Source organism: Hydrogenophaga sp., from assembly GCF_051860785.1.
Classification (GTDB): Bacteria; Pseudomonadota; Gammaproteobacteria; order Burkholderiales; family Burkholderiaceae_C; genus Hydrogenophaga.
On the sequence record NZ_JBIMLB010000029.1, the window covers coordinates 1 to 18036 of the forward strand.

Below are 18036 nucleotides of genomic sequence, written 5' to 3' on the forward strand. Positions count from 1 at the left end.
TCCCTGTTCACGATAAATCGGAATCGGTGTTCACGATCTGCCGGAATCACCGTTCACGGTCGTCCGGAATACCCACCTCACCTGGGCGATGCTGATTTCGATTCTGCTGTCGTCCCATTACCACGCATATGGGTCTTTGCGCCAACCCGTGTGGGCATTGCTATCGCTTCAGTGCATCTGCCTGGCAGGCGCTTGGCTCTTTCTCTCCGAATCACAGCAAGCCCTCCTGGAAGCCATTGCCTTGATCACCGTGCTCATGCTCGCCTACAGCATCGCATCGTTGCGCGAGCGCGAGCATGCGGAGGCACGGCGCAGCGTGGGTGATCGACTGGAAGAGCGCAGTTGCCTGATGCAGCAGATTTCTCACCTGCAAGAAGCCCACTCCTCAAAATCCCGATTGCTGGCCATGGTGAGCCACGACCTGCGCCAGCCCGTTCATGCATTGGGCCTCATGCTGGGCCGCTTCCGACAAGACGCGTCCTCGTCATCGCTTCGCATCGACATCGAAGCCGTCAACGACGTGGTCAATTCCCTGTCAAAGTCGTTGACGATGTTGATGGCAGTCACTCGCCTGAACTCGGGGCAGGTCATTGCACTGCCCGAATCGGTGTCCCTGGAACGTCTGTTCATGTCACTGGCCAATGAATTCGAAGAAACAGCCGCAGCCAGCCGACTGCAACTGCATTTCAGATCCAACGACCTGAGTGTCACGACGGATCCCAATCATCTGCGCACCATCCTGGTCAACCTCATTTCCAATGCCATCAAGTACACCCCACAGGGGGGGGTCAAGGTGGTCGCAAAACTGGCCGCTACGCCCAACACGGTGAGCATCGAGATCACGGACAGCGGTATCGGTATCCCGGCAAGCGAACTCACGCGCATTTTCGATCCCTTCGTCCGGCTTCATTTCCGCAAGGCATCGGTGGATGGCATCGGTCTGGGCCTGGCCATCGTCAAGCAAACCGCAGATCTCATCAAGACGCCGATCCGGGTTGAATCCGTGGTGGGCTGCGGCACCACGTTTGCCATCGATCTACCGCTGGGGCAGCAAACCCAACTGTCAGGAACGCCCATGCCCAACACCTACCTTCGAGGTTTGCGCATCGTGGTGATCGACAACGACGAAACCGTACTCGAAAGCATGGCACGCACCCTGGAGGAATGGGGATGCCGGGTGATCGCAGCCAATTGCTGGGAAGAGCTGGACGTCAAGCTGGGCATGACGGTCAGTCCGATTGATCTGATCCTCACGGACTTTCATCTGGATGCGGGTTTTTCTGGCTACGAATTGATCAAAAGGTTGCGAAAAAAGCACCGCTTGCAGATTCCCGCCATTCTGCTGACCGGCGACGTGGAGATACGTCATGGCCCCGAGAGCACGGCCACTGCGGTGGTGATTGCCTACAAGCCCCTCTCCCGTGAAAAACTGGCCTTGCTGATCTACGACACCGTGTCCGCGCACGCAGTGCAACAACCATGACAACAAACCCTTGGCAATTCGAGGCGCCGTGGCTCCAAAGCACACCAGGCAACCCAGAGGCCGCGCTGGGCGCGGCAATCTGGCTCTGGATGCACGACTTCAGGCACAGAAGCGAAGCGCTTCAAGACATGGAGCACCGGCTGCTGGCCCCCATCGAGGCGGGTCAGTACGTGATCGCGCGCCAGGCCTCCACGTCCATGCATCCGCCCCAACGCCCACAGGCTCTGCTGCTGTTCGCGCGCTTTGACGAAAAGGCAGAGTCTCGCTACCTGGCCGATCCCTCACAGAAGATTGCCATGCGGGACTGGCAAAGTGGTAGTCGGCTCTGGTTGATCGACTGGACAGCACCATTCGGTCATACAAGCAGTCTTCGTGAGCCGGTGATGGCTCTGCTGGCCGGATGCGGCGCCAGAAGCATCTGCCGAAGCGGGCGAGGCACAGGCTCCCGTGTGCGTTTGTGGCAAAGGCCGCTGGACCAAAGTGGGTCCCTTCCACCAGGCGTCAAGGCCAGCCAAGCCAAGCTTAGCCACGAAACTGCCGCCAAAAGAAAAGAGCCCGCCCACTTGTGACAGGGGGCGGGCCGAAGAGCAAGTTGAGGTTGTGCCCCGAACCCACCTTGGAGACAACGGGTCGATCACCAGTTGCAGGGGTATTGTGAGTCTCCCCCCGAGATGCTGGATGCGGGAGGAACGAATCGTCGTGGCCTTTCAATGGCTTGACACGGAAGCACCACCAGTCGTCGCGCGTCCACTGTCTAAGTGGTAGGGCGAACCGATGCTCAAGGACGGTCCCTTCTGGCCGATCCAAGTCGATGATCGAAGGCCTTGGAGCCCTGCAGGCTGCTCTGCGAACACCGACGAATCAGAACATCTCGAAGTAGGCGGTCACAACGGGCTGAACGTTGCCGTCTGCAGCAGGTATTCCCCAACCTGGATTCCATTCCGCTAGTGAGGCCTGAGAGCCCTCCAAGCGAAATTGGCCCATACGTGCATTCAGACTACCGTCAATCAGCACGTCCATTTGCATAGCCAGTTCGACGGTCAGTCCTTGAATTCGCATGGCGTGGCGCGCCCTCGTCTCGAAGAACGCCGTTTCCACAGGAACACCCGGTGGAGGAGCTATCTGAACAGACCAGTCCAATGTCACAAAGCAGACTTGAAGGACCTGTGGCGATCCACTCGAATCCTGGTAGATATAGCTGGTTTGTTGCCCAACGCCTTGCCCTTGAGGAAAGGACACGCTTGCTTCCATGAACGCAGTGGTCAAGTTGGCTCCGCACAAAGGTGTCCCCGCAGGCATGTTTCCTAGAATCCGGTTTACCGGTGGAGTGGCATCGCGGGGCAGAGACCTGGTCACACGCGTGAACTCCGAGAAAGCCCCATGCCAGCCGGAGATGAATACCGAAAAGGCCTTCTGACCCTTGGCGTGGCGCAGCACGTCCGTGCCGACCATGACCGCACTCATCACCACGCCGATGATGACCAGCACCATCGCCATTTCCAGCAGGCTGAACCCCGCTTCACGGCCTCGCAGGCGCATCACGGAGTGGGCTCCTGGGGCCCCTGCTGTGCCTGAGGTCGTTGCTCCACGGTCAAATTCGCTTTGGCCTCCGCCTTTGCGACCTCCCGGGCAAAGTCGAGTCTTTCTTGGTCGAGTACACGGCGCATGGCCTCGTTTCCGTCGAGTGCGGTTTGAGTGTCGCGAGGCCCGCCGCTCCGCAAAGACAGATCCTCAACTTCGGTGGTCAAGGTTGCCAAGTCTCCGAACATACCTCCATAGTCAAATCCGCTGGCCCTCTGCTGTGCTCCAAGCAATAGACCTTCGGCAATGGGACTTTCGACAGGGGCTGGCGCAGGTCTTGGATAGTCCGCCGCTGCGGTGCCCTGCGCGTTCAGGAAATACGCGCTGGAACTGCCACGAATGGCGTGTTCGGTGGCGCGGCTGTAAATTGCTTGGGCTTCATTCACCAGAAAGTTGGTGTACTTGAGATGTTCATGAAAGTTCCCAAGGTTGTTCACAAAACGCATGACGTTGGAAATCTTGGCGGCGATCGACGCAAGTGCGACGATCTGCGAGGCGACACCCTGCGCGAGATTGGCGACGTGCGGCGTCGGATTGGTGTAGAGGTTGGCTGCCAGCGCAGAGGCCGCCTGCGGCACCTTGGCCCATCCCACCAGTGAGGCGTACATGCCATTGGCGAGGCTCCAGACGCCCTCGGCCAGATCCCACACGTAGGTGCCGTAACCAATCTGGTGCTGGAGGCGGTAGTCCTGCAAGGCCCGGTTCATGATCCCAGCGGACAGGTGGGCGTTGAACTGAGCGCGCCCGGCCACCGCCACCAGCGGGCCGCAGGCCAGGTAGTCGGACACCTCGGCGGCGCTCCCTGTGCGGGTGCGCTCGGGCGGATTCCATGCATCTGAAATCAAGCGATCGCCTGGATTGATGTTGATGCTGAAGGCCACTCCGCCGCCGCTGGCATTCGCCGGGTCAGAAATCTGTCCCAGTGCCTCACACAGGTCGAGCATGCCGTCGTTCACACCCGTTTGAATCGCACTTAAAGACGTGGACACCGCCAACGGAGCACTCTCCAGATTGATGGGCATGTTGTTCATCAACACACGAAAGTCTCCCGCGCCAGCCGGCGCTACCGCGCCATTCACCTGATAGCTCAAGCGCGCCGCGTCGGCCTCAGGCACACCCACCGTCAGGTGGGGAAAGAACGATCCCGCCGCGCCACAGTTTTCCTGACCGTTTTGCTGTGCCGCCGGGCAGGGGAAGCGGCCGTGAATGGCGACGAACGAAAGCACTGCGGTCTTGGCGCGGTCCAGGTTGAATCGAGCTTCATCATGTCCCTCCCGAATCAGAGCGCCACCGGCGGACTGCCAGAGCACCATGGCCCCCAGGCCCATCACGATCATTGCCAACGAGACCTCAATCAGTGAGAGTCCCCGCTGGGCACGGCGCGCGTTGCGTTCAGCTTTCATGGCATCAACCCCTTTCCCTGGAAACTGGCGGCGCGCCCCAGGTGCCACGCGTATTGCGCTTTCAAGGCCTCTGAAAAATTCAAGGCTTCGTCGTAAGCCTGCCTGGCCAATGGAAGGCCCTCCTGTGCAGCTGCCAATCTTTCAGCCGACATTTCCAGGAGCAGTCCCCACATCGCAAACTCGAGCGCGAAGCCCGCAAGGGTCGGGGTGACCGTCAGCAACGCCACCGGGGTGGTGTTCAGGGTGACCGTCGTCACGGCCAGGCTCCAAGTGGACACCGCCAAGCGCACCGAAGCATTCGCGATCCGCCAAGTGTGATTGATGATCGACTCTTCGGTGGACAGCACCCCAAGATGCCGGAACTTTGCATTGATCTCGCCCATGTCGCTCAGATCACGGGCCAGCGCAGTGGAACGGACTTCGTGGGCGAGCCGGGCAAAGGCCTTGATGCACCCCAGCCGATGGACCACCTCCGTCAGCCCCACGGCGCGGGTGTTCGCCCGGCCGAGCTGCCCGTTCGCCACGCTCAGGGTTCCCAGGCGGAATCTCTGGGTGTTGGCGTCGGCCCTGTCGGCTGCATCGATCTGCTGAACACCAAAGGCGAACCGCAGGCCACCAGCGCCCGCGGCGGCCTGCTTTTCCCGCTGGATCACCTGCAGGCAGAAATCCAGACCGTTGAAGCTGGTGCGGGGGAGCAATTCACCGTCTTCAAGCAGCTCCAGAGGGTCTGATCGGTAGAACGCTGTCGGGGTCTGTACCAGAGCGCTGTCGACCGTGTATCGAATGCTTCGGGGCGCTTCGATGCCGAGCACTCCTTGTGGCAACCAGCCCTCCAAGTGGCCCGGAAGCGCGGTGGAACTGGAAAAGTCATCTGGCTGTGGGAGCCGGTTGTCTCGCAGCAACATGCCGTGCAGGGCATCTTCGGCTTGCTGAACCACGTCGCGGGACACTTCGGTTCTGCGATTCTGCTCAACCAGTTCCATCGACTTCCACATACCGGCGGCCATGGTGCCCATCAAAGCCACCACCACCACCGCCTCCAGCAGGCTCCAGCCGCGCTGCGTGCGTCCCCTTCTGTGCATGCGATGGTTCATGGTCAGGTTCCTGGTGCGGGCAGCGGGGGGGTCAATGCAGGCATCACGGGAGCGATGCCCGATTCGTGAGCGTTGATGAGGATCTGCTGCCCCCCATTCCACACGGTGATAGCAGCGGCTTCTTCGGCCAGACTGAAGTACTCGGCGGCCAGTCTGGCATCAATCGCGAGACACAAGCCTGTTCGCACTAGGTCGACTGCCGATAGCAGCATGCCCGCATTGGCGGCCACCTGGCCTGCCACATAGGTGGGGACTTGATAGAACTGCAAGGAAGCGATTGCGGCCAACTCTTTCGCGAGGTTGTCCCCAAAGTTGAAACCTCCATTGGCCATATCGGCCACCTGGCCTATGAGGAAAAAGCCATCGGCCAACGCGCCGAGCTGCACGATCTCGCCAAACGCGTTGCCAGCCACGATGTTGCCCGCCTGGTAGCCCTGGGCATCGCCCACCCAGGCGTTGGCCATGTGCATGACATCCATGGAGGCCATGGCCGTTGGGCAACCGGATGCCTCGAAGTAGGCCTTTGGCGTGGTCACGCTCACGACATCGGTGTAGCCTGCGTCGGTGCGGCGGTCGGGCGCCTCAAGACGGAGATCGCCGAAATTCGCATTGACGCCGGAGTTGTTGTCTGGCGCTCGAGGCGCTGAGACGGCCACGCCGAACAGCATCGCGCCGGCGTTGACCAACTCGCCCTCGGGCAGGCGATCCGATCCCCCGATGCGCCATCGGATAGGGCCTATCGAGGTGGACTCTTCGGCGTTCTCGAATGTCACTTGCTCACCCAGCGCCAGACCGCCGAGACCCAAAAGCTTGGCGCACAGATCGAGGCTGCTCACGATGTTGGTGGGATAGGTCGGATCGGGAGCACCCGAGACAAGGGAGGGTCTGAAGAACGCCTCATTCAAGGTCATGTCCCTCGCTGCGGGCCCTCCCCCCAATCCTTTGTTGGCCACATAGCGCGTGGCCATGGTGGCTTCGGCCGATGGTGCTGTGTTGCCATCCAAGTCCATCAAGGTCTCGACTGGCAACCAGCCCTTGGGTCCGAATCCACAGTTCTCGGGCCCTCTTGGCTGGCTCGCAGGGCAAGGCAGGCGGCCATGAATCGACAGGAAGCCGCGCACGGCCCGGTCGGCCCATTGCAGCATCTCCCGCTGCGCATGCGCATCGCTTTGGGCGTCCTGAGACCGCTTCACCAGGAAGCCACCCAACGCCACACCAGCCACACCGACCGTGAGAACGGCCATGGCGATGGCGGCCACGCCGCGCTGCATCGATGCTCGCGAGCGTCGACTGGCCCAGGATGCAAGCGGAATTGTCATGGCGATTTCTCCTTCAGGACTGAATCGGGATGAACCTACATCGGCCGGGCCATGGCCTGCCGAACGAGGTCGTACACCGGCAGCAGCAGGGCGATGATCAGCACCAGAAACACGCCACCCGCGATCACCACCACCAATGGCTTGATGATTTCTGCGATCACGGCCACGGTCTGCTTGAGTCGCTTGCCGTACTCGGCCGCCAGGTAGGACAACTGGTTGTCCAGCGTGCCGGAGTCCTCGCCCACCGCGATCATGCGAACCATGAGGTTGGGGAAGCCTCCGATCAGCCGCATCGCCGATGAGATGCGATCGCCACGCTCGACGAACAGGCGAATGGCGGTGAGGCGTTCTTCGTAGTAGATGTCGGGTGTGCTGCGCTCGAGGATGCGCAGGCTGCTCACCACGTCGAGCCCGGAACGGGTGAGGATGGCGAGGTATTCGGCCAGAAAGGCGAGGCCGGAGGAGGTGACCAGCACACGGGAGATGGGCAACTTGTGCAGCACGATGTAGCCGATGCGCCTGAAACTGCGGCTGGCTTTCCAGAACCACACCAGCGCCACCAGTGTGGAGACCATCAGGCCAACCACCAGAATCCAGTGCTTGTTGAGCCATTCAGCACCCGCCAGAACCGCCACCGTCAGCGGGGGCAACTTGGCGTTCATCTGCTTGAACAGATCGACCATGCTGGGCATGACGTAGACGATCCAGAACGCCGCCGCGCCGAAGATGGCGAGGAAGGAGAAGGCCGGATAGATCATGGCCTGCTTGGCATCGGCTTTCATGTTGATCACGCGGTCCAGATGGTCTGCAGCTTCCTGCAGCATCTGGGCCATGGTGCCCGAGGCATCGCCAATGGCGACAAGGCTGCGCACCGACTCCGGAAAGATCTCAGACTGCCGGGCGAACGCCTCGGTGACCGAAGCACCGGCACCGAGATCCTCCATCATGAGCCGGCTGAGGCTGGTGATGGCCTTGTTGGCTTCCGCCGAATCGTCTTCTGCCAGCGTGCGCACGGCTTCCAGCATGGGAATGCCGCTGGATACCATCACCGCCACGTCGCGCATCATGCCCGCCACGTCTTTCGGTCCTGGTGTGGCGCGGGTGATGGAGCGCCCCCAGCGGTAGACCTGAGACAGGCCAGCGGGCACCCGGCGCAGACTCACCACGATGCCATCGGTCCGCTTCTCGATCCAGACGGATGCGGCTTCGACCCGTTCGTAGGGCGTGACCATGACACCTCTGGAGGTGTTGCCCCCCGAGAACATCACCTCGTAATAGAAAACTCCGCTCATCGTTCTGGCCCTTCACCGGTGACCCGGAATATCTCGGCGGTCGTCGTCTGTCCCAGAAGCACCCTTCGTTTGGAAACCTCGGTCATCGGCTTGAATCGATGTTCGAAGGCCAGTGTGCGAATGGCTTCCCGGCCTGCGTCATCGGCGATGGCGTTGGCCATAGCCTCGTCGACACGAAGGAGTTCGTAGAGCGGCAGGCGACCATGAAAGCCGGTGCCTCGACAGCGAGCACAACCCATGGCGCTGTATCCCAGGGTGCCGTGTGGCGCGCCCAGCCAGTCGCATTCGGCGCCTGAGAAAGGGGCCTCGGCACGGCAGGTTGAGCAGAGTTTTCGCACCAGCCGCTGGTTGATCACAAGCTTGAGGTTTTCTGCGATCACTTGGGGAGACAGCCCCATGGGACGCAGGCGAGGCACCACACCGAACACAGTTGTGACGTGCAGAGTGGTCAACACGAGGTGACCCGTGGCGGCCGCGTCGAAAGCTGCCTGGGCGGTTTCGGCATCGCGCATCTCACCCACGAGGATCACATCGGGGTCGTGGCGCAGGAAGTGGCGCAATGCCGTGCCGAAGTCGTAGCCAGCGCGTCGGTTCACCTCGGTCTGCCCGGCAGCGGGCACTCGGTATTCCAGCGGGTCTTCCACCGTGAGCACGTTGCGCTCGATCAGGTGCTGCATGCGCAAGCCTGCGTGCAGGGTGCTGCTCTTGCCCGACCCCGTCGGACCCGTGATGAGCACCATGCCAACCGGGTTTTCCATCACGCGGGCGATGACGGCTACGTCTTCCTCGAAAAACCCCAGGCTGTCCAGGTCCTGAATGTCGTGCGCCTCGGGCAACAGTCGAAGCACCATGCGTTCCCCGTATTCGGTCACGATGGTCGACACCCGAATAGTGATGGGCACTTCAAACACCACCACGCGAAAGCTACCGTCTTGCGGTCGACGCTGCTCCGAAATGTCCATTTCAGAGCGGAGCTTGATGTAGCTGGTCAGACGCCCGAGGGAGGGTGGCAGGGCAATCATCGGCTGGAGCACGCCGTCGATTCGGCAAAGCACATGAAAGCCCCTGGGACTGGGGGTGATGTGGATGTCGGTGGCGCGTTCCCGCACGGCCCAATGCATCAGGCTGTCGACGAAAGACTCTGGCGAATGTGCGTGCTCGGTGTCGTTGGCCAGCCGATCGGTTTCCTTCTTGACATCTTCTTCCGGTGGGTGACGCGAGAAGTGATAACAGTGACGAATGAACCGCATCACCTCGGAGAACTGACCTCGCACGAAATTCGAGCGCATGCCCGTTCGCCGCAATACCAGCTGCGCCACGGCATCAGGCTCGTTGTCGCCCAACAGCACCGTCAAGGATTGATCCTGCTTCTTCAGTGGCAGGAACTGCGACGTGAGGCACAGCTCGCGCGGAAACATGGACAGCAGTGCGTTGTCGGGCGCGTCGAGCGAGGCCACATCCACATACGCCAAGCCCTGAAGCTCGCTGAGTTCGCGGACGACGTCCTGTTCACCGACGAGCCCCTCCTGGACCAGAATCGTTCGCAGCAGACCCCCTCCCGCTGCCTGCTTTTGCCGCACGTACTCCAGCTCCACGGCGTCCAGCATCCGCTTCTGGATGAGCATCTGCCCCAGCAGTTCAGACTGCTGTTCAGCGGAGAGCCGGGGTTGGGTGGACATGTTGACCTCGGCAACCTCTACTGGATGATGCGTGCGCGAATGACCATGACCAGCTCACGCGTCGCACCGTACTCCGCCGTGGATCGGAACAGGGCGCCTATCCCGGGCGCCTCTGAAAGACCGGGGATCCCGTCCCGACTGTTCGTCGATTCCTGCGCGATCAGGCCTCCAAGCAGGACCACATCGCCATCCTTCATGTTGAGCATGGTGGTCATGCTCTTGGTATTGACAATCGGCAGCGTCAGGCGTGCGCCATCGCCCACGTCCACGAGGGAGAGGCTGTCGCGGTCCACCACGGTCTGCGAAGGACGCACAAAGAGCTCGATCTCACCCCCGTCTTTGACCACGGCACCAAGGGCCAGCATCACGCCGGAAAACACCGAATCGGTCTTGACTTCCATGGTGATGGGCGTGATGCCACCCGCACCGCCGCCTCCGCTGGTCGTGGCCGCCACACTGGTGATTTCCTTTACGTAGCGGTAGTTGGTGCCCACGGTCATGAAGGCGGGCACGCCGTTGTTCACCCGGATGGACGGGTTCGAAAGCACTTTGACCTTGCCGTAAGTCTGAAGTGCGTTCAGCGTGGCGGAGAACACGCGGTTGGACAGCGTGATGCCGCCACCCGTGGCGCCGGATCCTCCCATGGATTGAGACGGGATGATGACTGAACGACCCAACAGGTTCGGCGTTGCGCCCACCGTGCCCAGGGCCTGCCCGATATTGATCGGTGTTGTGCCGACCGAGGCCATGACCCGATTGCCGAGCGCCGTCCAGTTGATGCCCAGACTCGATTCGTTGTTGAGAGATACATCCAGCAACTGCGCATCGATCTGCACCTGCCGACTGCGATAGCTGCGACCTTGCGCGAGTATCTGCGCCACGGTTCTGACCTTGGATGGGCTTGCCCTCACATACAAGCTGCCACTGTTGCGGTCCATGGAGTAGCGCGGCGCATCGGCCGATTTGGCGGGAGCAGCCCCAGCACCAGCGCTTACCTTACCCTCGTTTTCACTGGAGAGCAGCGCGTCCAGCGTCTTGCCCAGTGAGGCCCATACATCAGACTTTTCATCACCGACGCCACCCGTCAGCACCACGCTGTCCCTCAGCCCTCCTGATGCCTGCCCGCCACCGGATCCGAGGGCATCACCGCCGACATTGACGCCCAGGGCACCCCGAATAGCCAGAGCATCCACCGGGAAGATGCGCTCCTGCAGGGAATTCACGCGCAACACGCCATCGTTGTCGACACTGCCGTGCACGTCGAAGGCCTTGAGAATATGAACAAGTGCCTGGCGACCCGTGACGTCTTTCAGGAACAGATTGACAGTCTTGGTCGATTCCAGCACGGTCGGTTCAATCGAGAGACCCAGGTTGAACTCCTGCGCCAGGATCCACAGCAGTTGGCCAATGCGGGCGTCCTGCATGCTCATGCCAAATTTCTTGGAAACCAGCACGCCTTCGCTTGGAATCTGGGGATGGTCAGCTTCCTGCGGAGAGGGAACCGTGGCAACGGAGCGCACTTCCATGTCACGAATGATTGCCTCCTGCGCAGCGCGCAGCCGTTCCGACTCGGTGCCAAGCTGTGCCGTGCTCTGGGTCAGCTCGTCCGCCTCGGTCTCTCGCTGTGCAGCCTGTATTTCGGCGTTGCCCTTCAAATGGGCGCATCCGCTGAGACCCAGAACCATGCCCAGCAAGGCAATCTCATGTTTCATCTTTCTCTCCAAATACAAACAAAGTCACTAGGCAAGGCCCCGGGGTTGTCACTCGACTAACGTCCCTGACCCGCGTGAAGCCAACCAAGAAATTCCAGACTCCCCACGGCCAGCATTCCCATGGTTTCCTCGGCGTTCTCGCGCAAACAGAGGTCAGGCACGGGGGTTAGCCCTGGACCCAGCTGTGGCTGCCACATGAGCCCATAAGCAGGGTTCAGGGCCACTGCGCCACAGTTGGTGAATATTTGCTGGGCATCCCGACCCGCCACGTAAATCTGCGCGGTGCTACCGGCAGCTGTGCTGGCCTGCATGGCTTTCTGAACCAACGAAGAATCTCCACCACTGCCCAGCGCAGGTGAAATGCCGTACTTGAAACTCCATCCAGCAAATTGAGGCATATCCAGGCCCAGCGTGACAAAGGGCACATCGCCCACGAGAGCGCTGCATCCAGCAGCACGACTTACCCAAGTTTCAACAGGGGACCCCGGAGCCGACGGGCAAGGCAGGCGGTTCTCCCGCATGACAAATGCCCTGATGGCAGCATCAACCGCCCGCAACAGATTCTTGGCTGCCGCACTGTCCTGGCGCTTGCGCATGGCCGAATGAATTTCGAATGCGGAAACCGTGAGCACACCGGTAATGAGGAGGACCAGAGCCGCTTCCAGCAGGAAGCCGCCCATCTGGCGATGTTTCGCCGGGAACACTCTGACTGCGCCGCGTCTTGAAAACATCACGGCCTCGCGGGCTTGTTGTTGTCGACAAGAAAGTCCATCCGCAGTTCGCGCTGCATGGCCTGGATCTCGGCGAGCTTCTGGTTGAGTTCAGCCTGTCGTGCGACGGACCGCTCGCCCGAAACGTTGCGCTGCTGAAGCGATTGCAGTTCAGCTGCGGCTTTCTGCATGCGAGCAGCCACCTTGAGGTTTTCGCGCAGCACCTCCAGCCGCACGCCCTGCAACACGCTCGATCCGTTGGCCTTCTCCACATCTGCAAGTGCTGCATCTACTTCGGCGGGATCCGGATTGCTCTGCCGCTGCAGTTTTTCAAGCTTGCGCAGCGACGCCTGCATCTGGGCCGCACGCGCCGCACGTTCCTTGGAGGACGCAACAGACAACTCCACCGCATGATCCGGATTGCCTGTAGCGCTGCCCAGCCAAGCCGGCAACGCTTGTTCGCTGTTACCCGCCGCGGTACCAGGAGTCGACTTCGACTGCTCGCCCCCCCCTTGCGCCGTAGGCGAAAGTGGCTCCTTTTCCACCACGGCGCCAGCGGACGGGTGCACCCACCAGTCTCGGAAGGCAAATGCCGCCAGCAAAATGCCAACCACCACCACGACCAGAAGTCTCTTGTTCGATATTTTCATGTCAGCTCCTTGCGCACAGATCACCAGCTGGTCTGTTCCGCTTCAGCGCCAATGCCTCGGCCGATTTCGATGGCCCTGCTTCTGCCATCGGGTGACACCAGCTTGATGGTTTGCAGGTTGATGGCCTGGATCGTTTCACCCGTTGCGATGCGTTCCCCGATGCGAAATCGCTTCGAACCCATCACAAGATAGGGGTGCCTGCCAGAACGCACGACCACGGCACCCTTGAGTGAAGGGTCCACAGCTGCCACATCTGTATTGCCGCGCACCTCATCTACCGCCGCCTTGTCTGGCGCAGGCGCTATGGCTTGCTCACTCCGCCCCCCCGCAAGACCATTGGCAATGCCTTGCAACCAGCTCGAGGCCTTGAGATCCGCGAGATGTTTCAGCGCTTGCTCGACCGAGTCGCCTTGACCTGGTGGAGTTGCTGCTGGGGTTGTTCCACCGAAAAAGCCTGAGTTCCTGAAATACAGAACCTGGACGCAGGACAGCGCAAGAAGAATCAACGCTACCCACACCATCAAAGGCAGCAAGCGCGGTTTGAAGAGCTGCTTCATGATTTGCGCCCTTCCACGGACTCGATGCGGGTCACCCGGTAGGAAAACAGGCGGGTCGAAGCGCCATGACCCGCGCTCGCCGAGCGCACATCAATCGGCTCGGCTGTGTAGCCATGGTTCTCGAGGGTCTTGACGAACGTGGACAAGGACCGCGTGTCCAGGTCCGAATTGATCACGTTGTCTGGCAGAGTGCCATCGACCACCACGGAGGGGGGTGGAGGCTGTTTCGATGCGCCGGAAGTCGCCACCGGAAGCTCCGAAGTCACAGACAGAATGCGGATGCCACCCTGTGACCCTTGCTTCAGTGCGTCCAGCAGATGCACAGGGTCATGATCCCGTTGGACCTTACTGAACGACGCGAGTGTCTCAACCTGTCGGTTGACGGCCGGCCGTTCCACTGCCGTGTCGCGCGCAACAACAGCAATGGAGTTCCGCACCCCCGATTCGTCGGCCTGCAGAAGCAGTGCCTGCTGCCTCACTGCGGATGCCTCCGCGACCCAGCCATACCCGACATAGGACAGAGCCGCCGCCAGCGCCATCGCCACCATCGCGCCAATGGGCAGGTATTCCCGTGCCAGCACATGCATTCTGTCGTCGCTCTGGTTGAGCAGATCTTTGGGTGCGATGCGCTGAATCACCCCTGGCAATGCAGAGTACACAGGCACCGCCAATGAGGCCAGATTGCCCAGCCGCTCACCACGCTGCTCAACCGGCACGTTCGCCGCGTCGGCAAAGGCCGAGGAGATGGAATCCAACTCAGCACCTTCGCCTTTGAACGCCGCTGGCAACCAGATCACGGAGAGCTGGTCGCAGCCTCTGGCCGTCATGTCTTCACGAGCCTGGGCACCGAGCATGGCAGCGACGGCCTGCAGATCTGCCAGGGCATCGTCTACTGAAACTGCCTGCAAGTGCACGAGTTGTCCGTCATGGCGGGCGAAGAAGTGGAAATGCCTGCCCATCTGCAGCACGACCGCGCGCCCGGCGTCGACCTGCTTGAATGCCATGCCGGCGGCCAGGGTCAGGCGGCAGATGTGGCGCTGCGACGCGGACCACGACAGCATGTGCTGCCATTCGTCGAGCGGCACAGTGACATAAAGCACCTGGTAACCGCGACCGACCTTCAGAGATTGCAGAATCAGGATCTTGACGTCGGCCGAGATTTCTCCCTGTGAACGCAGCTTGCGTTCCAGCAACGTCGTGGCATGGCGAGGATCTCCCTCAAAAGTGGCCACCCCAATGCTGCATTGCTCGGGGTGCCACACCACGGTGCAGGATCGTTGCATGGCGGGGTAGTGCGCCACCATTCCGACACCATGAGCGCCCGCGTGATCGCCACCCGTTACGAGCCACTCGGAACCCAGCGCAAGAACTGTCATACGCCATCCCCTGTGGTCCGGAAAAACAGGCTACCCCGCACAGAAACTTGAACTGTCGAGCCTGGGTCCAGGACATTGGAGAAAAGCCCCTCCTTCGAATCACGCACCGACAGCTCGAACTCCTCCGCACCGAACAGGCGATCGGGTGAGCGCACCATTTCCGAAAGCAAGGCATTGGCCGCTGCGCGGCTCATGTTGGCCTGCTTGATGTTGAACCGGCGCTCGGCCCAGCTTGAGTGCCTCAGGCCGACCGCAGCAGCATCGCGCATGAGCCCCAGTGCGAGTTGTGCACGCTTGGCCTGATCAATGGTTTGCACCTCGGTCTGCCGAGCTTCTGAGAGCGATTGCCGTGCTACCGCAAGCTCTTGACGGGCTGCGGCCAGATCTGCACTGCTCCAGCGGAAGAAGCCGGCTGCCATCGCAAGTAGCGAGAGTCCGACAGCTGCCCACAACCAGCGCTTTTTGCCGCTGAAGACCTTGCTGCCCGTCTTGACCATGGGGGGCACGTTCAATGGACTCATGCTCGCACCCATCACTGGTTCATCTTGTAATGGGCATTCATCAGAGCAATCGCGCTGTTGTCATTTGCCGCAACGCCCACTGCCGTTTGGTCGCTGTTCACGCTCCAAGCCGCTGCTGGGCCAGCAATCGCCTCCCGGAAACGTCCCGCGTTGGCCAACACAACGCCATCAATAGCGGAATCGAGCGACCGCGCCAGATCAGGCACCAAGCCGAAAATCACCATCACGTTGCCAGTTCCAGAGGCGGTCCCTGCCGGATTGAACTGGAAACATACCTGCAGTTGCACCGGGTTGCCGTTGGTGTCCAGATACACATACCGATCCTCAGCACCTGCGCCTCGACCATTGGGCAACTGGACACCCATGTCGCGAAAGGTCTGAAGCATGGTCTGGTCGACGATGGCAGCCGCCCCCGCCCCCACTGGTGCTGCACCTTGACAAAGTACAGCGCCAGCCTGAGCACCCGCCGTGGCGCCGCCAACCATCAGCGTGGGCGCCGCGACGTTGTCTCCCGGTGGGACACCGGATCGCTGGATGTAGGCGTTGTAGGCCATGGCCCACTGGTTGATAAAGGTCTGCCGAATCTTTAGATAATCCGCATTGCGTTGCGCATCACGCCCGATCATCACGGCGCCGAGGATGACGCCGATGATGACCAGCACCACCGCCATTTCCACCAGTGTGAAACCACCCTGGCGCGCGGGGAATGGGCTGCTGGCGCCACGTCCCCGTTGCGTGAATCTGGGTTGACCCGACCTGTCCATGTTGACTCCTGGCATGAGGTTGAAGGAAAGAAGTGCCTTTGTTTTGCAGCATTCTTTCCGTCGGCCTCACGCCCGGAGAACGACTTGACGAATTGCGTCGCCATGAGAACCGTCCACCGGTTTTGCAGCCTGAACCTCGGCCAAGCTCACGACAAGCGGCCCGCAGTTGCGGGCCATGCATTCAGGAAACAGGGGGTGGGTTTCGCCAGCGCCTGACCACGCGACGGGGCCGGGGGCGATGAAGTGTTGGTGCGGCTGGCGGGGATCGAACCCACGACCCTTGGCTTCGGAGGCCAATACTCTATCCACTGAGCTACAGCCGCACAGAGGCTGGCATTCTATCAGGCGGGGTCTTGCGGGTGCCGGGGGTCAAGGGCCCTTGGCTATAATCATGGGCTGCTTTCCAGCCGCCACGATACAGCCTGCCCCGGCATTGATTCGCCACCCCCTGAGGACACCATGAGCGACCACGCGCACGAACATCACACCGGCCCGATCAAGACGCCCGCCCAACTGCTGTGGACGTCCTTTTTTGCGTTTGTCGCCCCCGTCTTCATCATCATCGGCCTGGTGTACTACGTGACCTCTGGCGACAAGCCTGCGGCGGGCGCGGTGGACCAGGAACTGGCCACGGCGCAACGCATCCAGCGCGTGGGCACGGTGGAACTGCGCGACGCCAACCGCCCACTGCAATCGGGTGATGCCGTGTACGCCGCGCAGTGCGTGGCCTGCCACGGTGCCGGTCTGGCGGGTGCGCCCAAGTTCGGTGATGCGGGTGCCTGGGCGGCGCGCATTGCCACCGGCTACGAAGCCTTGCTGAACTCGGCGCTCAAGGGCAAGGGCGCCATGGGCGCACAAGCAGGTGGCGCGTTCACCGACGTGGAGATTGGTCGTGCGGTGGTGCACCTGGCCAATTCCGCAGGTGGCAAGTTCGCAGAGCCTCAGGCACCCGCTGCTGCGGCACCGGCGGCTCAAGCGGCGCCTGCCGCGCCGGCTGCTGCAGCACCCGCCCCGGTTGCTGTGGCTGCAGCGCCTGCGACCCCCGCGGCCGCCCCCAGCGCCACCGTGGCGGCGGGCACTGGCGAGGCGCTTTACAAGCAGTCCTGCACGGTCTGTCACGCGGCGGGCGTGGCAGGTGCACCCAAGTCCGGCGACAAGGCCGCCTGGGCACCTCGCATCGCACTGGGCATCGATGCCCTGACCGCGAGCGTGATCAAGGGCAAAGGCGCCATGCCACCGAAGGGCGGTTCAGCCGCCTCGGATGCCGACATCCGCGCTGCGGTGCAGTTCATGGTGGACGCGGCCAAGTAAGCCTGCCCTGATCACAGATAAAAAAACCGGTCGTCGACCGGTTTTTTTACGCCTGCGCCTGCAGCGCCTGCGGACTGACCACGTAGCCAAAGCGCCCGGGCAGGTCGCTTGCCTGGACCTCGCGCGGCGACCACCGGCCGGCTTCCACCGCATCGGCAGCCAGGGTCATGTCGGCACTGTGCACCAGCCCGAAGCCCAGATCGGTCACCAGATAGAGATGCCCGTGCTCATCGAGCAGGCTTTCCTGCACCTGCGTGGTCAGACCCGTGTGACTGAGCACTCGCCCATCGGGCTGAAGCCGCCACACCCAGGGCGTCCGTTCAAGTTCGACGTACACGCGCTGCGGACCGTTCTGGAAATACCACTGCCCAAACTCATCGGCGGCGTAATTGCGGTGGATGAAGTCGATGAGCTTGTCGTGCCGAAGCAGCGAGCCCCTGGCTTCTTGAAACGGGCCCGCCGCCTGCACGCGGTCATCTCGCATGAACCACTGGCCGCGTGCATCCAGGCCGAGCCAGCCGAAGCAATGCGGCACGTTGGGCCATTTGGCCATGGCGGCCTTGACGATGTCATCCATGGATAGA

At 61.5% G+C, this 18036-nt stretch carries 17 protein-coding genes and 1 tRNA gene; 3 read left to right on the forward strand and 15 right to left on the reverse strand.

Going from position 1 to position 18036, the window contains the following annotated elements:
• Positions 1 to 250 precede the first annotated feature (250 nt).
• Both ACTIF6_RS24635 and ACTIF6_RS24640 read left to right on the forward strand, forming a co-directional pair.
• Complete coding sequence (locus ACTIF6_RS24635) at positions 251 to 1483, forward strand: ATP-binding protein (protein WP_439590444.1); 1233 nt, start codon at positions 251 to 253, stop codon at positions 1481 to 1483.
• Positions 1480 to 2052, forward strand: a complete 573-nt coding sequence (locus ACTIF6_RS24640) for a toxin-activating lysine-acyltransferase (protein ID WP_439590395.1) — start codon at positions 1480 to 1482, stop codon at positions 2050 to 2052. Before ACTIF6_RS24635 ends, ACTIF6_RS24640 begins: the two co-directional genes overlap by 4 nt.
• A 292-nt stretch (positions 2053 to 2344) precedes the next feature.
• Here ACTIF6_RS24640 and ACTIF6_RS24645 read toward each other — a convergent pair whose 3' ends face one another.
• From ACTIF6_RS24645 to ACTIF6_RS24710, 14 genes are all read right to left on the reverse strand, one after another.
• Positions 2345 to 3022 (reverse strand): type II secretion system protein, encoded by a 678-nt coding sequence (locus ACTIF6_RS24645; protein ID WP_439590445.1) that lies wholly within the window; start codon positions 3020 to 3022, stop codon positions 2345 to 2347.
• Positions 3022 to 4467 (reverse strand): type II secretion system protein, encoded by a 1446-nt coding sequence (locus ACTIF6_RS24650; protein ID WP_439590396.1) that lies wholly within the window; start codon positions 4465 to 4467, stop codon positions 3022 to 3024. The genes ACTIF6_RS24645 and ACTIF6_RS24650 overlap by 1 nt, the downstream gene beginning before the upstream one ends.
• Positions 4464 to 5561 (reverse strand): type II secretion system protein, encoded by a 1098-nt coding sequence (locus ACTIF6_RS24655; protein ID WP_439590397.1) that lies wholly within the window; start codon positions 5559 to 5561, stop codon positions 4464 to 4466. Before ACTIF6_RS24655 ends, ACTIF6_RS24650 begins: the two co-directional genes overlap by 4 nt.
• 2 nt (positions 5562 to 5563) lie before the next feature.
• A complete protein-coding gene (locus tag ACTIF6_RS24660; protein ID WP_439590398.1) occupies positions 5564 to 6880 on the reverse strand; it encodes a hypothetical protein in 1317 nt (438 codons plus the stop codon).
• 35 nt (positions 6881 to 6915) lie between these two features.
• Positions 6916 to 8172 (reverse strand): type II secretion system F family protein, encoded by a 1257-nt coding sequence (locus ACTIF6_RS24665; RefSeq protein ID WP_439590399.1) that lies wholly within the window; start codon positions 8170 to 8172, stop codon positions 6916 to 6918.
• Positions 8169 to 9851, reverse strand: coding sequence for a GspE/PulE family protein (locus ACTIF6_RS24670; protein WP_439590400.1), 1683 nt, complete (start codon positions 9849 to 9851; stop codon positions 8169 to 8171). The genes ACTIF6_RS24665 and ACTIF6_RS24670 overlap by 4 nt, the downstream gene beginning before the upstream one ends.
• Before the next feature lie 17 nt (positions 9852 to 9868).
• Positions 9869 to 11536 (reverse strand): pilus (MSHA type) biogenesis protein MshL, encoded by a 1668-nt coding sequence (locus ACTIF6_RS24675; RefSeq protein WP_439590446.1) that lies wholly within the window; start codon positions 11534 to 11536, stop codon positions 9869 to 9871.
• Positions 11537 to 11619: 83 nt separating this feature from the next.
• Positions 11620 to 12294 (reverse strand): type II secretion system protein, encoded by a 675-nt coding sequence (locus ACTIF6_RS24680; RefSeq protein WP_439590401.1) that lies wholly within the window; start codon positions 12292 to 12294, stop codon positions 11620 to 11622.
• Positions 12294 to 12923, reverse strand: a complete 630-nt coding sequence (locus ACTIF6_RS24685) for a hypothetical protein (protein ID WP_439590402.1) — start codon at positions 12921 to 12923, stop codon at positions 12294 to 12296. The genes ACTIF6_RS24680 and ACTIF6_RS24685 overlap by 1 nt, the downstream gene beginning before the upstream one ends.
• A 20-nt stretch (positions 12924 to 12943) precedes the next feature.
• On the reverse strand, positions 12944 to 13480 hold the full coding sequence (locus ACTIF6_RS24690; protein ID WP_439590403.1) for a hypothetical protein: 537 nt from the start codon (positions 13478 to 13480) through the stop codon (positions 12944 to 12946).
• Positions 13477 to 14856, reverse strand: coding sequence for a hypothetical protein (locus ACTIF6_RS24695; RefSeq protein WP_439590404.1), 1380 nt, complete (start codon positions 14854 to 14856; stop codon positions 13477 to 13479). Before ACTIF6_RS24695 ends, ACTIF6_RS24690 begins: the two co-directional genes overlap by 4 nt.
• Positions 14853 to 15353, reverse strand: a complete 501-nt coding sequence (locus tag ACTIF6_RS24700; protein ID WP_439590405.1) for a hypothetical protein — start codon at positions 15351 to 15353, stop codon at positions 14853 to 14855. Before ACTIF6_RS24700 ends, ACTIF6_RS24695 begins: the two co-directional genes overlap by 4 nt.
• Before the next feature lie 35 nt (positions 15354 to 15388).
• Complete coding sequence (locus ACTIF6_RS24705; RefSeq protein WP_439590406.1) at positions 15389 to 16156, reverse strand: type II secretion system protein; 768 nt, start codon at positions 16154 to 16156, stop codon at positions 15389 to 15391.
• A gap of 232 nt (positions 16157 to 16388) precedes the next feature.
• A tRNA-Arg gene (locus ACTIF6_RS24710) sits at positions 16389 to 16464 on the reverse strand.
• A 136-nt stretch (positions 16465 to 16600) separates the two neighbouring features.
• Here ACTIF6_RS24710 and ACTIF6_RS24715 point away from each other — a divergent pair.
• On the forward strand, positions 16601 to 17452 hold the full coding sequence (locus ACTIF6_RS24715) for a c-type cytochrome (protein ID WP_439590407.1): 852 nt from the start codon (positions 16601 to 16603) through the stop codon (positions 17450 to 17452).
• Between the two features lie 46 nt (positions 17453 to 17498).
• On the opposite strand, the gene ACTIF6_RS24720 is transcribed toward ACTIF6_RS24715, so the two are convergent.
• Positions 17499 to 18029, reverse strand: a complete 531-nt coding sequence (locus ACTIF6_RS24720) for a DUF2946 family protein (protein ID WP_439590408.1) — start codon at positions 18027 to 18029, stop codon at positions 17499 to 17501.
• Between the last annotated feature and the right edge of the window lie 7 nt (positions 18030 to 18036).